Genomic DNA, 15,772 nt, shown 5'->3' on the forward strand with positions numbered 1-15,772 from the left:
GTTTGGCAGGATCGAACCGACCGAACCGACGAGGCCGAAGGAGCCGTCATGCCCCAGACCGTCCAGGGTGTCATCAGCCGCAGCAAGGGCGCGCCCGTCGAGGTCGTCGACGTCGTCGTCCCCGACCCGGGCCCCGGCGAGGCCGTCGTGAAGATCGAGACCTGCGGCGTCTGCCACACGGACCTGCACTACCGCGAGGGCGGCATCAACGACGACTACCCGTTCCTGCTCGGTCACGAGGCGGCCGGCTACGTCGAGGCCGTCGGCGAGGGCGTCACCGACGTGGCGCCCGGCGACTTCGTCATCCTCAACTGGCGCGCGGTGTGCGGCCAGTGCCGGGCGTGTGCCAAGGGCAAGCCGTGGTACTGCTTCAACACGCACAACGCGACGCAGAAGATGACGCTGACCGACGGCACCGAGCTGACGCCGGCGCTCGGCATCGGTGCCTTCATCGACAAGACGCTCGTGGCCGCCGGCCAGTGCACCAAGGTGCCCGAGGCCGATGCTGCCGCCGTCGGCCTGCTCGGCTGCGGCGTGATGGCCGGCTTCGGCGCGGCCGTCAACACCGGCGGGGTCACGCGCGGTGACTCGGTGGCGGTCATCGGCTGCGGCGGGGTCGGCAACGCCGCCATCGCCGGGGCGCAGCTCGCGGGCGCGACGACCATCGTCGCCGTCGACATCAGCGACGCGAAGCTCGAGCAGGCCAGGAAGTTCGGTGCGACGCACACGGTCAACAGCGCCGACACCGACCCGGTCGAGGCGATCCGCGGCCTGACCGGCGGCAACGGCGCCGACGTCGTCGTCGAGGCGGTCGGGCGTCCCGAGACGTACGAGCAGGCCTTCTACGCCCGCGACCTCGCGGGCACCGTCGTCCTCGTCGGTGTGCCGACCCCCGACCAGCAGGTCACCCTGCCGATGATCGAGATCTTCGGCCGCGGCGGTGCCCTCAAGTCCAGCTGGTACGGCGACTGCCTGCCCAGCCGCGACTTCCCGATGCTCGTCGAGCTCTACAAGCAGGGCCGCTTCGACCTGGACGCGTTCGTCAGCGAGCGCATCGGCCTGGGCGAGATCGAGGCGGCGTTCGAGAAGATGCACGCCGGCACGGTGCTGCGTTCGGTGGTGGAGCTGTGACGACCGGCGAGACCACGCGGTCGCCTGCCTCCGACGGGGGGGTCCGGATCGACCACACGACGACCGAGGGCACCTTCAGCCTCGACGGCGGCACGTGGGAGGTCGAGAACAACGTCTGGGTCGTGGGCGACGACCGCGAGTGCGTCGTCATCGACGCGCCGCACGACGCAGCGCCGATCCTCGACCTGGTGGGTGACCGGCGGCTGACCCACGTCCTGCTGACGCACGCGCACGACGACCACGTCACCGTCGTGCCCGAGCTGTTCGAGGCCTACCCGGAGGCGGTGGTGGCCCTGCACCCCGACGACCGGGTGCTGTGGGACCAGACCCACCCCGACCTCGCCCCGACCCGGGACCTGGCCGACGGCGACGTCGTGCCGGTCGGCGACGTCGAGCTCACCGTGCTGCACACGCCGGGCCACGCGCCCGGCGCCTGCTGCTTCTACGCCGCCGACCTCGGCGTCGTCTTCACCGGCGACACCCTCTTCTCGGGCGGCCCGGGCGCGACGGGCCGGTCGTTCTCCGACTTCCCGACCATCGTCGAGTCGATCAGGGACCAGCTGCTCGCCCTGCCGCCCGAGACCGTCGTCCACACGGGCCACGGGGACTCCACCACCATCGGCGCCGAGAAGGACGACGTGGAGGAGTGGGTGCGCCGGGGCCACTGACGCACGCCGGCCGGGCACCGGGCATACGCCATCGCCGGCGGCGACGGCCTGCCCGAGGGCGTATGCCGCGTGGTCGGGTGCGTCGCGCCGCGCCGATAGACTGCGGCGGGTGAGCCTACGACTGTTCGACACCGCAACCCGGGAGCTGCGCGACTTCACGCCGCGCGAGGCGGGCAAGGTCGGCATCTACATCTGTGGCCTCACGACGCAGGGCGCCCCGCACATCGGGCACATCCGTTTCGCCGTCGCGTTCGACGTGCTGAGGCGCTGGCTCGAGGTCGGCCACGGCTACGACGTGACGCTCGTGCGCAACGTCACCGACATCGACGACAAGGTGCTGCGCAAGGCCGCCGAGGCGGGCGAGCCGTGGTTTGCCCTGACCTACCGCAACGAGCGGCTCACCGCACAGGCGCTCGACGCGCTGGGCGTCGAGCCGGCGACGTACGAGCCGCGCGCCACCGGTCACGTGCCCGACATGGTCACGCTGATGGAGACGCTCATCGAGAAGGGGCACGCCTACGTCGCCCCCGACGGCAGCGGCGACGTCTACTTCGACGTGCGCTCGTGGCCCGACTACGGCTCGCTGACGGGCCAGTCCCTCGACGACATGGCCAGTGCCGACGACGCCGACCCGCGCGGCAAGCGTGACCCCCGTGACTTCGCCCTGTGGAAGGGCCGCAAGTCCGACGAGCCCGAGAGCGCCTCGTGGCCGACGCCGTTCGGCGTGGGCCGTCCCGGTTGGCACCTCGAGTGCTCCGCGATGGCGCGGCGCTGGCTGGGCGACGAGTTCGACATCCACGGCGGGGGCATCGACCTGCGCTTCCCGCACCACGAGAACGAGCAGGCGCAGTCGCGGGCCGCCGGTCTGGGCTTCGCCCGCTACTGGCTCCACAACGCCTGGGTCACCGTCAAGGGCCAGAAGATGGGCAAGTCGCTGGGCAACGCCCTCGAGGTGCGCCACCTGCTCGAGGAGACCCGGCCGATCGTGCTGCGCTACTACCTCACGGCCGCGCACTACCGCTCGACGATCGAGTACCACCCGGGCTCCCTCGAGGAGGCCGCTGCCGCTGTCGAGCGCATCGAGGGCTTCCTCGAGCGCGCCGGCCGTCGCGGGTCGATCGAGCCCGTGGCCGCTGCCGACCTGCCGGCCGACTTCGTCGAGTCGATGGACGACGACCTCGGCGTGAGCGGAGCGCTCGCCGTCGTGCACGACACGGTGCGGGCCGGCAACAGCGCCCTCGACGAGGACGACGACGAGGCGGCCCTGGCGGCTGCCGGCGCCGTCGTCGCGATGACCCAGTTGCTCGGCGTCAACCCGCTGGCCGCCCACTGGGGCACAGGCACGAGCCGCGAGGACGTCGCCGCCGAGCACGCGCTCGAGGCCCTCGTCCGCGCCCAGCTCGACGCCCGGCAGGCCGCCCGCCAGGAGCGCGACTTCGAACGCGCCGACGAGATCCGCAACGCGCTGACGTCGGTCGGCATCGAGATCACCGACACCCCGTCGGGCGCCCAGTGGTCGCTCGCCCGCCCCACCCGCGCCGACGCGCCCGCCCACGCGCGGACCTCCGGCGACTCCGCACTTCCGACCGACCTCACCAGCGCGGCCCACGGGGCCGAGAAGGCACAGGGCTGACATGCCAGGCAACTCCCAGCGTCGCGGCGCCATCCGCAAGAGCAGCAAGGGCGCCACCGTCGGCTCGGGCGGCCAGCGTCGTCGCGGCCTCGAGGGCAAGGGGCCGACGCCCAAGGCCGCCGACCGCGAGTACCACCCTGCCCACAAGCGGGCCAAGGCCGCCGCGAAGCGCTCGGGCACCGGCTCCTCGGCCGGCGGACGCGGCCCGGCACGGCCCAAGAGCCGTGGCAGCAAGGCCTCGAGCGAGATGGTCTACGGCCGCAACTCCGTCGTCGAGGCCCTGCGCGCCGAGGTGCCGGTGGCCACGATGTACATCGCCACCCGCATCGACACCGACGACCGCGTCCGCGAGGCGCTCAAGCTCGCCACCGAGCGTGGGCTCGCGATCCTCGAGACGCCGCGCGGCGAGCTGGACCGGCTCACCGACGGCGGCGTCCACCAGGGCCTGGCCCTGCAGGTGCCGCCCTACGACTACGCCCACCCGAGCGACCTGCTCGACCCCGAGATGCCTGGCATCCCGCTCGTCGTGGCCCTCGACGGCATCACCGACCCCCGCAACCTCGGGGCGATCGTGCGCTCGGTCGCCGCGTTCGGCGGTCACGGCGTCGTGGTTCCCGAACGCCGCTCGGTCGGCATGACGGCCTCCGCCTGGAAGACCTCCGCCGGCGCCGCCGCCCGCATCCCGGTGGCGCGCGCGAGCAACCTCACCCGGGCGCTCGAGGAGTTCAAGAAGGCCGGCTTCTTCATCCTCGGCCTCGACATGGACGGCGACGTCGAGCTGCCCGACCTGTCGCTCGCGAGCGAGCCGCTCGTCATCGTCACCGGCTCCGAGGGCAAGGGCCTCTCACGCCTCGTGCGCGAGACGTGCGACCAGATCGTCTCGATCCCGATGAGCTCGGCCGTCGAGTCCCTCAACGCCGGCCTCGCGACGGGAGTGACCCTCTACGAGATCGCGCGGCAACGCCGCGGCTGACGTATGCCGTCCCGCCGGCTCGGGTGCCGCCCGTCGTCCGCGGGTCGGCAGACGCCGGGGCGCCGGCTGTGACGTGGGGAACTTCGGCCGGTCCTCCCACGCTGTTCACTGCGGCGGTAGATAGAGTGCTGCCGAATGTCCACTACGCCCTGTAGTACCCAAGGGGCGCCACGCGAAGCGCTGCCGTCCGGGCAGCAGGAATCGAGGGACGTACTCGTGGCGAAGACCAACCGCGCCGAGACGGCAGCCCGAGCCGCGCAGCTGCGCGCCCAGGCGGCCCGCCAGGAACGCCAGCGCAAGCAGGTGATCGCCGCGGTCGTCGCGGTGGTCATCGTCGTGATCGCCGTGGTCGTCGGGGTCGTCATCTCCAACCGCCCGAAGCCGGCCCCCGCTGCGACCGGGGGAGCCGCCGCGCTCGCCACGCTCCAGAAGCTGCCGGCGTCGCTGTTCGACAAGGCGCCGCCGCCCACGCCGGAGCAGGCGCCCAGCAAGCTGCAGGGCGGCACCCCACTGACCCAGGACGGCAAGCCCAAGGTCCTCTACATCGGCGCGGAGTACTGCCCCTTCTGCGCGATGGAGCGCTGGGCCCTCATCGGCGCCCTCTCGCGGTTCGGCACGTTCAGCGGGATCACCGAGACCACGAGCTCGAGCAACGACGTGCACCCGGACACCCCGACCTTCTCGTTCAAGGACGCGAAGTTCACCAGCGACGTCCTGGCGTTCGAGGCGATCGAGACCCAGGACCGCAACGGCAAGCCGCTGCAGACCCTCGACGGCGAGAACCTCGCGCTGTTCAAGAAGTTCAACCCCGGCGGGGGGATCCCGTGGATCGACTACGCCGGCACGCACGCCACCGACGGCGCGACCGTCGACGCCAACGCGATCGACGGCAAGACCTACGACCAGATCATCGCCGGCATCCAGGACCCGACCTCCGACATCGGCAAGACCGTCACGCCGGCCATCAACATGATCACGGCCCAGCTCTGCGAGGCGACCAAGGGACAGCCGGCCAACGTGTGCACGAGCGAGGGTGTCCAGTCCGCGTCCGTCCTCCTCAAGCGGTGACCTCGCCATGTGCCCGTTGCGTGACGAGGTGACCGGCGAGGCCGTGGGCACGGGTGCGGCGGTCGAGCGGGTGCGGCCCGCGTGGCTGGCCCCGCTCTCCGTCGGGATCAGCCTGGTCGGGCTCGCCGTGTCGATCTACCTGACCTTCGAGCACTTCACGGCCAACGCGACGCTCGCCTGCAGCATCGGCGGCACCATCGACTGCGCCAAGGTCACCACGAGCGCGTGGAGCACCTTCCTCGGCGTGCCCGTCGCGCTGCTCGGGGTCGTCTTCTTCGTCGTGGCCCTGGCGCTGTGCCTGCCGCGGGTCTGGCGCCGACCGGAGCCGTGGCTCGACGCCGTGCGCCTCGGCTGGCTCACCATCGGCCTCGGCATGGCGCTCTACCTGGTCTGGGCGGAGCTCTACCGCATCCACGCCATCTGCCTCTGGTGCACGGCCGTGCACGTCGCGACCTTCCTGCTGTGGATCGCCGTCCTCTTCGGGCAGATCCTCTCGGGGCCGGCCGGCACGCAGCTGGGTGCCGACGCGGACTGAGGCACGCGGCATGCGCCCCCGTCCGGGACGGCCGCCGGGTGGAGGTATGCCGTCGCGCCGGGCCGCGACGCATCACCCCTGACCCCCGGCGGCTCGGAGAGCGGGGGCTCAGCTGAAGCGGCTGATGACCGGCATCTCCTCGGTGTCGACGCCGAGCACCGACTTCTCCTCCGGCTTGGACGGCAGCACCGTCGCGAGGTAGTCGCGCAGTGCCTCGTCGATGGGGGTGTCGTGACCCGCCCGCTCGCTCATGTACCAGCGGTGCTCGAGCACCTCGTGGAAGATCTCGGCCGGCTCCAGGCGGCCCCTCAGCTCGCGCGGCACCGCGCGGGTGATCGGCTCGTAGACGTGCGTGAGCCAGTCGTGCGCGACGATCTCCTCGTCCTCGCCCTGGCGGTCGGTGGCCGCCGCGTAGGAGTCGAGGTCGTTGAGCAGGCGGCGCGCCTGGTTCTCACCGACATCGAGGCCGGTGAGGCGCAGCAGGCGGCGGGAGTGGTGGCCGGCGTCGACGACCTTCGGGGTGATGACGATCTCGGTGCCGCCGATGTCGGTGGTGATCGAGAGCTCGTCGACGTCGAAGCCGAGCTCGTTGAGGCGGCGGATGCGCTCGTCGACGCGCCACCGGTCGCCTCCCTCGAAGCGCTCGCTGCCCGTCAGGGCCTCCCACAGCGTGTGGTAGCGGCCGATGATCGAGGCCGACACCTCGAAGGGGTCGGCGTGCTCCTCGAGGAAGCCGCCGGCCGCGAGGTCCATCAGCTCGCCGGCGATGTTGACGCGTGCGATGTCGAGGTCGTGCTCGCGCTGCCCGTCGGACAGCCGTGCGTGCAGCTCGCCGGTCTCCGCGTCGACGAGGTAGGCCGCGAAGGCGCCGGCGTCGCGCCGGAACAGGGTGTTGGACAACGACACGTCACCCCACCAGAAGCCCTCGAGGTGCAGGCGCACGAGCAGCAGGGCCAGCGCGTCCATCAGCCGCACGGCGGTGTCGGGCCGCAGGTTCTGGCTGTAGAGGGCGCGGTAGGGCAGGGAGAACTGCAGGTGGCGCGTGATGAGGCAGGCGTCGAGCGGCTCACCGTCCGGGCCGGTGCGACCGTGCACCACGCCGAAGGGCTCGACGCACGGCACGTCGAGGCGGCGCAGGTTGCGCAGCATGGCGTACTCGCGGTCGGCGATGTCGTCCTTGATCTCCTTGACCGCCAGCACCCGCGCGCCGCTCTTGACGAAGCGCACGACGTGGCGGGAGATGCCGCGGGGGAGCGCCGCGAGGTGGCTCTCCGGCCAGTCCTCGAGCGGGGTCGACCAGGGCAGGTCGAGCAGGGCTGCTTCGGGCCTCGCGGTGGTGATGTCCAGGCTCACGCGCTCAATCGTGGCACGCTGCGCGACAGGCGTCGATCCGCCCCGGGTGTGCGGCGCAGCCCGGTGGCTGCCCGTGCCGCAACGCGGCTGGGCCGGCACCCACGAGGGGTGCCGGCCCAGCGGCATACGCGATCGGTCGGAGCCGAAGGGGAGTCGGGTCAGTCGCCGACGCGCAGGCCCGACTCGGCGTTGAAGACGTGCACGTGGCCGGGCTTCGGCTTGAGGTAGATCTTCTCGCCCTTCTGCGGGGGGCGACGACCGTCGACGCGGGCGATGAACGGCACGGCGCCGGCGTTCTCACCGGTGGCCTCGAGCAGCTTCGTCTCGGTGGAGCCGTAGATGTAGGCGTCGGCGCCGAGCTCCTCGACGACGTCGACCGTCACCGGGATGCCCGAGGCGTCGGACGACAGCTCGAGGTCCTCCGGGCGCACGCCGAGCGTCACGTCCTTGCCGATGCCGGAGAGGTCCTCGCGGGCGATCGGCACGGTGTGGCCGTGCAGGTCGACGCCGGACTCGTTGACGGGGACGTTCATGAGGTTCATGGCGGGGGAGCCGATGAAGCCGGCGACGAAGACGTTGGCCGGGTGGTCGTACATGCGGCGCGGGGTGTCGCACTGCTGGAGGATGCCGTCCTTGAGGACCGCGACGCGGTCGCCCATCGTCATGGCCTCGATCTGGTCGTGCGTGACGTAGACCGTCGTGACGCCGAGGCGCCGCTGGAGCGAGGCGATCTGCGTGCGCGTCTGGACCCGCAGCTTGGCGTCGAGGTTGGACAGCGGCTCGTCCATGAGGAAGACCTGGGGCGAGCGGACGATCGCGCGGCCCATGGCGACACGCTGGCGCTGGCCGCCGGAGAGGGCCTTCGGCTTGCGGTCGAGGTAGGGCGTGAGGTCGAGGATCTTGGCGGCCTCCTCGACGCGCTTGCGGATCTCGGCCTTGTCGACGCCGGCGATCTTGAGCGCGAAGCCCATGTTGTCGGCGACCGTCATGTGCGGGTAGAGCGCGTAGTTCTGGAACACCATCGCGACGTCGCGGTCCTTGGGGGACAGGTTGGTCACGTCGCGGTCGCCGATCAGGATGCGCCCGGCGTTGACCTCCTCGAGGCCGGCCAGCATGCGCAGGGACGTGGACTTGCCACACCCGGAGGGGCCCACGAGGACGAGGAACTCGCCGTCCGCGATCTCGATGTTGAGCTTGTCGACCGAGGGGACCGGGTTGCCGGGGTACTGCCTCGTCGCGTTGTCGAACGTCACTGTTGCCATGGCTTCATTGCCTTCCTTCACCGGCAGGAACGTGCCGGACGATCCGTTGTAAAGGGCTGCCCGCCCGAGTGGACAGGCATCGTCATCATGTCCCAGAAGCACCCGCTTCGCCAGCCCGGCGCGTGGGTGCGCCGGATCATGGGCCTTCGGCTGGCCTTGCCCGGTTGTGTCCAGAACGTTGCAAAAACTTGCTGCAAGCGGCTGGCACCTGTCTGAAACTTATTGCTACCTTTCGGGCACCGGTGGCGGCGTGTGCCACCTGGCTTCAAAGGAGAATCCATGCACAAGCGTGCGCTCGGCGCTGCTGCCGTCACGGGTGTTGCCGCCCTGGCCCTCAGCGCCTGCGGTGGGTCCAGCCCCACCACCCCGTCCAACACGGCCGCCGGGAACGGCGCCGGCACGAGCAAGGCGGCCGCCACGACGACCGGCACCCCCGAGACGCCGAGCGGCACCGCCGCTCCCGTCCGTGACGCCAACGTCGACCTGGTCATCTGGACCGACGCGGACCGCTCGAAGGCCGTGCAGAAGTACGCGGACCAGTTCGCCCAGGAGAACGGCGTCACGGTCAAGGTCCAGATCTCGACCGACGTCCGCGCGCAGTTCAAGGACGCGACGAAGGTGGGCAAGGGCCCCGACGTCATCGTCGGCGCGCACGACTGGCTGGGCGAGCTCGTCCAGAACTCGACCGTCGCCCCCGTGAGCCTCAGCTCCGACGTCGCCGCGAAGTTCCTGCCGAGCGCCATCGCCGCCACGAAGTTCAACGGCCAGTCCTACGGCGTCCCCTACGCCGTCGAGAACATCGGCCTCATGTACAACAAGGACCTCGTCCCCAACCCGCCGAAGACCATGGAGGAGCTCGTCGCCACGGGCCAGAAGCTGGTCAAGGAGGGCAAGGCCAAGCAGGTCCTCAGCCAGTTCGTCTCCAAGGTCGGCAACGCGTACTTCGCCTACCCGTACCTCTCGGCGTTCCCCGACGGTGGCATCTTCGGCACCAAGGGCAACGGCGACTACGACCCCAACAAGCTGATCGTCAACAGCGCCGGCTCCGTCAAGGGTGGCGACGTCCTCGCCAAGCTCGGCCAGGAGAAGGTCCTGTCGACCAACGTCGACGACACCAACCAGGACGCGCTCTTCGACACGAAGGCTGCGCCGTTCATGATCTCCGGTCCGTGGAGCGTCGCGAAGGCCAAGGAGGCGGGCATCAACTACGGCATCGCCCCGCTGCCCAGCCTCGCCGGCGGCGGCCAGATGAAGCCGTTCCTCGGTGTCCAGATGTTCTACGTCTCGAGCAAGGCCAAGAACGCGACCCTCGCGCAGGAGTTCGTCACGAACTACATCCCGCGCAAGGACGTCCAGCTCGCCCTCTTCCAGGTCGGCCAGCGTCCGCCGGCCCTCAAGGAGGCCTACGACCAGGTCGCCGCGAGCGACCCCGACGTCAAGGCGTGGTACGAGGCCGGTGTCGACGGCAAGCCGATGCCGAACATCCCCGCGATGAACTCGGTCTGGGGCCCCTTCGGTCAGGCCACCGCCGACATCATCGCCGGCAAGACGGGCGCCAAGGAGCGCCTCGACGCCGCAGCCAAGGAGATCGCGGCCAACATCGCGAAGGGCTGACGCCCTTCGCTCGACCAGAGGTTCCGGGACCCGCCGTGACGGCGGGTCCCGGGACCCGGCCCGCAGAGGCCATCAGGGGGCTCCTCGAGGGCTCCCCTTCGTGTATCTACGGCAACGGCGCCGGCCCGGCGCAAAAGGACGTGTGACATGACCAAGCCCATCGCGCTGGCGATCAAGTGGGTGCTCATCCTCGCGGTGATGGCCGGCATCCTCTGGATCGCCACCCAGCTCGCCGCGGCCGGAAACACGATGGCCGTCATCGTTGCGGGACTCGTGGGGATGGGGATCCTCGCGGTCTACGCGACGCGGCGCTCCGTCCCGATGAAGTACCTCGTGCCGGGCCTGCTCTTCATGGCCCTCTTCCAGCTGTGGCCGGTGCTCTACACCGCCAACCTCTCGCTGACGAACTACGGCGACGGGCACCTCTACACCAAGGAGGCCTCGGTCAAGGACATCGTGGCCCAGTCGGTCCGCGAGGTCCCGAACACGCCGCGCTACAAGATGTCCATCGCGACCCAGGGCGGCGCCGACCCGGCCACGGGCGACCTCGTCGTGCTGCTCACCAAGCCCGACGGCTCGATGTACGTCGGCGACAAGACGGGCCTGCAGCCGCTGTCCGCCACCGGCGTCGAGAAGACGTCGCTGGGCAAGATCACCAAGGCCCCGGACTACACCGTCCTCACCGCCCGCCAGGCCAACCAGCGCAGCAAGGACCTGTCGACCATCGCCATCCCGACGAGCGACGGCGGCGGCATCAAGCCCGTGGGCCTGTCCGAGGCCTACGAGGGACGCTCCACGGTCAAGTACGACGCGGCGGCGGACAAGCTGACCGACAGCTCCACCACGCCGCCCACCGTCTACGCGCCGAAGGACGCGCGCTGGGTCAACGTCGCCGACCCGAGCCAGTCCTTCCCGCAGGGGTGGAAGGAGAACGTCGGCCTCGCAAACTACTCCCGGATCTTCACCGACTCGACGATCCGCGACGGCTTCCTCGGCATCTTCATCTGGAACGTCGTGTTCGCGGTCGTCTCGGTGCTCTCGACCTTCCTGCTGGGCATGCTCATCGCCCTGCTCTTCAACGACCCGAGACTGCGCGGCAAGGGCATCTACCGGTCCCTGCTGATCCTCCCGTACGCGCTCCCGGGCTTCGTGACGGCGCTGGTCTGGAAGGGCATGTTCAACCAGGACTACGGCATCATCAACCAGACGCTGCACATCGGCGTCGACTGGCTCGGCACGCCGATCGGCGCCAAGGCCGCGATCCTCATCACGAACCTGTGGCTCGGCTTCCCCTACATGTTCATCGTGTGCACGGGTGCGCTGCAGTCCATCCCGCAGGACGTGCGCGAGGCCGCCACGATCGACGGCGCCAACGCCTTCCGGACGCTGCGCTCGATCATCATGCCGCTGCTGCTGGTGGCGGTCGGCCCGCTGCTGCTGGCCTCGTTCGCCTTCAACTTCAACAACTTCGGGCTGATCTACCTGCTGACCAAGGGCGGCCCGTTCAACGGCCAGGACACGAGCATCGGCTCCAGCGACCTGCTCATCACGTATGCGTACCGCCTGGCCTTCTCGGGCAGCGCGCCCAACTACGGCTTCGCCGCCGCGGTGTCCGTCGTCATCTTCCTGCTCGTGGCGCTGATGAGCATCCCGGGCTTCCGTCGCACCAAGGCCCTCGAGGAGGTCAACTGATGTCGACCCTGAACGCTCCGGTGCCTGCGGGCGCCGTGGACACCCTGGAGGAGCCCCGGACGGCCACCTCCACCCCGGCCTCGCCCAAGCGCAAGGGACTCGGCGGCTCGGTCTGGTGGCGCCACGCCCTCGGCATCGTCGCCCTGATGTGGGCGCTGTTCCCGATCCTGTTCATCTACTCCGCGGCGACCAACCCGAGCGGCACGCTCAACACGGCGAGCCTCCTGCCGTCGGGCTTCTCGACGAAGAACTTCAACGACCTGTTCAACGACAGCTCCCGCCCGTTCTGGACCTGGTACAAGAACTCGATGGTCATCTCGCTGGTCGGCGCACTGGCGGCGGTCTTCCTCGGTGCGCTCGCGGCGTTCGCCTTCTCGCGCCTGCGGTTCAAGGGCCGCCGGCCCGGGATGATGGCGCTGCTGCTGACGACGTTCTTCCCTGCGCTGCTGGCGATCGTCGCGATGTACATCATCTTCGCGGCGATCGGTGACGCCCTGCCGGCGTTCGGCCTCAACACCACGACCGGCCTGATCCTCGCCTACCTCGGCGGTGCGCTCGGCGCGAACGTGTGGCTGCTCAAGGGCTACTTCGACACGGTGCCGCGCGAGCTCGACGAGGCCGCGATCGTCGACGGGGCGAGCCACGTGCGGATCTTCTTCACGATGACGCTGCGCCTGGTCATGCCGATCCTCGTGACGGTCTTCATGCTCGTCTTCGTCGGCCTCTACGGCGAGTTCATGCTGGCCAGCGTCTTCCTCACCGACGTCGACCAGCAGACGCTCGGCGTCGGGCTCTACGGCATGACGCTCGGCACCGACGCGAACGCCCTCTTCGGGCGCTTCACGGCCGGCGCCCTGCTCGGCTCGATCCCCGTCATGCTGCTCTACCTGGCCTTCCAGAAGCAGCTCGTCGGCGGCCTCACCACAGGATCCGTCAAGTGACCCCTGCCCCGGCCCGCCAGCAGACCTGGCTCAGCCAGCCGCACCACGACGGGTCGGGGCGGTACGTCTCCCACCAGACGCCCCGCCTCGGCGATGCCGTCGACGTGCTCGTCCGCGTCCCGCTCGAGGCCCAGGTCGACGCCGTGCACGTGCGCACCGCGCCGGACGGCGAGGCGACGTTCGCGGCGGCACGCAAGGTGCGCACCACGGGCGTCGACGACTGGTGGCGTGCGACGCTGACCTGCCACAACCCGGTGACGAACTACCGGTTCCTGCTGACCGGCGGACCCACGAAGTACGCCTGGCTGAACGGCACCGGCGTGCACCACCGGGACGTGCCCGACGCGAGCGACTTCCGCCTCGTCGCGCACGACGCGCCGCCGCCCGCCTGGGCACAGGGCGCCGTCGTCTACCAGATCTTCCCCGACCGCTTCGCACGCTCGAGCGGTGCCGACAAGCGCGAGACGCCCGACTGGGCGATCCCAGCGGAGTGGTCCGACCCCGTCGACATCACCCCCAAGGGCGTCGCGCACCAGCTCTACGGCGGCGACCTCGACGGCATCACCGAGCACCTCGACCACCTCGAGGACCTCGGGGTGGACGTCGTCTACCTGACGCCGTTCTTCCCGGCTCGCTCCAACCACCGCTACGACGCCTCGTCCTTCGAGGAGATCGACCCGATCCTCGGTGGCGCCCCGGCCCTGCGACGGCTCACCAAGGCCGCGCACGAGCGTGGCCTCAAGGTGATGGGCGACTTCACGACGAACCACACCGGCAACGCGCACGAGTGGTTCCTCGCCGCCACCGGGCCCGGCGGCAGGAGCCGGCCCGAGCGCGACTACTACATCTGGGAGGACGGCACCTACGTCGCCTGGCTGGGCGTGCCGTCCCTCCCCAAGCTCAACCACCTCAACGCCGCGCTGCGCCGACGGATCTTCGAGGACCCGAAGGGGGTCGTACGCAAGTGGCTGGGTCGCTCGGGCGGCCTGGACGGGTGGCGGGTCGACGTCGCCAACATGACGGGCCGCTGGCGCGACACCGACGTCAACCACGACGTGGCCCGCCAGATGCGTGACGTCATGGGCCGGGTGGCGCCCGATGCCCTGCTCGTCGGCGAGCACTTCCACGACTACACGCCCGACATGCCGGGCGACGGCTGGCACGGGGTGATGAACTACGCCGGCTTCTGCAAGCCGGCCTGGACCTGGCTGCGGCAGGAGCCGAAGAACCCGCGCTTCCTCGGCGCCCCGGTGCCGCTGCCACTGCTCGAGGCGGGCGCGGTCGTCGACACGATGCGCGACTTCACCTCGCGCATCGCCTGGCAGTCACTGGTCCACTCGTTCAACCTCGTCGGGTCGCACGACGTGCCGCGCATCCGCACCCTCGTCGGCCCCGAGTCCGTCGAGGCCGCTGCCGGCCTGCTCTTCACCTTCCCGTCGATGCCGATGCTGACGTACGGCGACGAGATCGGCATGGAGGGCACCTTCGGTGAGGACGGGCGTCGCCCGATGCCGTGGGGCGAGAACGCTTGGGACGCAGAGACGCTCGCGGTCTACCGCGGTCTCATCGGTGCGCGGAAGCGCTCGGCCGCCCTGCGCCGCGGTGGCCTGCGCTGGGTGCACGCCGAGGGCGACGCCATGGTCTTCCTCCGGGAGACGCTCGACGAGGTCGCCCTCGTCCACGTGGCCAGGGCCGCCCACGAGCCGCTCGTCCTCGAGGTCGCCCACCTCGCCGGCATCGAATCCGGTTCTGCGCTCTACGGACCCGCGCCCAAGGTGGGCAAACGTGCTGTCACACTGAGCGCCTCGGGCCCGGGCGTTCGCATCTTCACGTGGCGTCCCACGGACAACGGTCCACGGCACGTGAGACGAAGGGGGAGGTGACGTGAAGGCACGTCTGCGTGACATCGCCGAACAGGCGAGCGTGTCAGAAGCCACGGTCTCGAGAGTGCTCAACGGCAAGCCGGGCGTCGCCGAGTCGACGCGCCAGGCCGTGCTGACGGCGCTCGACGTCCTGGGCTACGACCGGGCGAGTCGCCTCCGGCGCAAGAGCGCCGGGCTCGTCGGCCTGATCGTGCCCGAGCTCACCAACCCGATCTTCCCGGCCTTCGCGCAGATCATCGAGAACTCGCTGGCGCAGAACGGCTACACGCCGGTCCTGTGCACCCAGGTGGCCGGGGGAGTGCACGAGGACGACTACGTCCAGATGCTGCTCGAGCGGGGAGTCGCCGGGATCATCTTCATCTCCGGGCTGCACGCCGACACGACGAGCAAGCCGGACCGCTACATCGCGCTGCGGGAGCGCAACCTGCCGCTCGTCCTCGTCAACGGCTACATCGAGGGGGTCGACGCGCCCTTCATCAGCAACGACGACGTCGCGTCGATGGGCCTGGCCCTCGAGCACCTCGTGAGCCTCGGCCACCGCGAGATCGGCCTGGCCGTCGGTCCCGACCGCTACGTGCCGGTCATCCGCAAGATCGCCGGCTTCCGGCACTCGATGCAGGAGCTGACCGGTCGCTCCGACGTCGACGACCTCATCGAGCGCTCGCTCTTCTCCGTCGAGGGCGGCGCGACCGCGGCCGGCCGCCTGCTCGACCGGGGAGCCACGGCCGTGGTGTGCGGGTCGGACCTCATGGCGCTCGGGGCGATCCGCGAGGCACGCAAGCGCGGTCTCAACGTGCCCAGGGACTTCTCGGTCGTCGGCTACGACGACTCGACGCTCATCGCCTTCACCGACCCACCGCTGACGACGGTGCGCCAGAGCGTCAACGCGATGAGCGCCGCCACGGTGCGGGCGCTGCTCGACGAGATCGCCGGACAGCCTTCTCCTCGCGCGGAGTACGTCTTCCGACCCGAGCTGGTCGTCCGGGGCTCGACGGGCGCGGTACGGCGCCACTGACGCA

Annotated in this window: 13 protein-coding genes; 11 read left to right on the forward strand and 2 right to left on the reverse strand. The window is 70.4% G+C overall.

The features are described 5' to 3' along the window. Positions 1 to 48: 48 nt before the first annotated feature. From ABD194_RS10935 to ABD194_RS10960, 6 genes are all read left to right on the forward strand, one after another. Positions 49 to 1,131 carry an S-(hydroxymethyl)mycothiol dehydrogenase gene (locus ABD194_RS10935; RefSeq protein ID WP_343991181.1) on the forward strand — a complete coding sequence of 361 codons (1,083 nt, stop codon included), beginning with the start codon at positions 49 to 51 and terminating at the stop codon, positions 1,129 to 1,131. Continuing rightward, the gene (locus tag ABD194_RS10940) at positions 1,128 to 1,799 is read left to right on the forward strand and encodes an MBL fold metallo-hydrolase (RefSeq protein WP_343991183.1); all 672 of its coding nucleotides are present in this window, start codon (positions 1,128 to 1,130) and stop codon (positions 1,797 to 1,799) included. The genes ABD194_RS10935 and ABD194_RS10940 overlap by 4 nt, the downstream gene beginning before the upstream one ends. A gap of 109 nt (positions 1,800 to 1,908) precedes the next feature. Then, positions 1,909 to 3,432: a cysteine--tRNA ligase gene (gene cysS, locus ABD194_RS10945; RefSeq protein ID WP_343991185.1), complete on the forward strand. Its 1,524-nt coding sequence runs from the start codon at positions 1,909 to 1,911 to the stop codon at positions 3,430 to 3,432. 1 nt (position 3,433) lies between these two features. Beyond that, a complete protein-coding gene (gene rlmB, locus ABD194_RS10950) occupies positions 3,434 to 4,405 on the forward strand; it encodes a 23S rRNA (guanosine(2251)-2'-O)-methyltransferase RlmB (protein WP_343991187.1) in 972 nt (323 codons plus the stop codon). Between the two features lie 216 nt (positions 4,406 to 4,621). After that, a complete protein-coding gene (locus ABD194_RS10955) occupies positions 4,622 to 5,473 on the forward strand; it encodes a DUF929 family protein (RefSeq protein WP_343991189.1) in 852 nt (283 codons plus the stop codon). Between the two features lie 28 nt (positions 5,474 to 5,501). Further along, on the forward strand, positions 5,502 to 6,008 hold the full coding sequence (locus ABD194_RS10960) for a vitamin K epoxide reductase family protein (RefSeq protein ID WP_343991191.1): 507 nt from the start codon (positions 5,502 to 5,504) through the stop codon (positions 6,006 to 6,008). Between the two features lie 108 nt (positions 6,009 to 6,116). On the opposite strand, the gene ABD194_RS10965 is transcribed toward ABD194_RS10960, so the two are convergent. Together ABD194_RS10965 and ABD194_RS10970 are read right to left on the reverse strand one after the other, a co-directional pair. Beyond that, positions 6,117 to 7,361 (reverse strand): DUF4032 domain-containing protein, encoded by a 1,245-nt coding sequence (locus ABD194_RS10965; RefSeq protein WP_343991193.1) that lies wholly within the window; start codon positions 7,359 to 7,361, stop codon positions 6,117 to 6,119. Between the two features lie 158 nt (positions 7,362 to 7,519). Further along, positions 7,520 to 8,623 (reverse strand): ABC transporter ATP-binding protein, encoded by a 1,104-nt coding sequence (locus tag ABD194_RS10970; RefSeq protein WP_343991195.1) that lies wholly within the window; start codon positions 8,621 to 8,623, stop codon positions 7,520 to 7,522. Positions 8,624 to 8,902: 279 nt separating this feature from the next. On the opposite strand from ABD194_RS10970, the gene ABD194_RS10975 reads away from it, so the two are divergent. From ABD194_RS10975 to ABD194_RS10995, 5 genes are all read left to right on the forward strand, one after another. Next, positions 8,903 to 10,237 carry a sugar ABC transporter substrate-binding protein gene (locus ABD194_RS10975; protein WP_343991197.1) on the forward strand — a complete coding sequence of 445 codons (1,335 nt, stop codon included), beginning with the start codon at positions 8,903 to 8,905 and terminating at the stop codon, positions 10,235 to 10,237. A 147-nt stretch (positions 10,238 to 10,384) separates the two neighbouring features. Next, complete coding sequence (locus ABD194_RS10980) at positions 10,385 to 11,929, forward strand: ABC transporter permease subunit (RefSeq protein ID WP_343991199.1); 1,545 nt, start codon at positions 10,385 to 10,387, stop codon at positions 11,927 to 11,929. Beyond that, entirely contained in the window at positions 11,929 to 12,870 is a 942-nt protein-coding gene (locus ABD194_RS10985) for a sugar ABC transporter permease (protein ID WP_343991201.1), read from the forward strand. The genes ABD194_RS10980 and ABD194_RS10985 overlap by 1 nt, the downstream gene beginning before the upstream one ends. Continuing rightward, positions 12,867 to 14,753, forward strand: coding sequence for a glycoside hydrolase family 13 protein (locus ABD194_RS10990; protein WP_343991203.1), 1,887 nt, complete (start codon positions 12,867 to 12,869; stop codon positions 14,751 to 14,753). Before ABD194_RS10985 ends, ABD194_RS10990 begins: the two co-directional genes overlap by 4 nt. A gap of 1 nt (position 14,754) precedes the next feature. Beyond that, entirely contained in the window at positions 14,755 to 15,768 is a 1,014-nt protein-coding gene (locus tag ABD194_RS10995) for a LacI family DNA-binding transcriptional regulator (RefSeq protein ID WP_343991205.1), read from the forward strand. Positions 15,769 to 15,772 lie beyond the last annotated feature (4 nt).

Source organism: Terrabacter terrae (assembly GCF_039529575.1).
GTDB lineage: Bacteria > Actinomycetota > Actinomycetes > Actinomycetales > Dermatophilaceae > Terrabacter > Terrabacter terrae.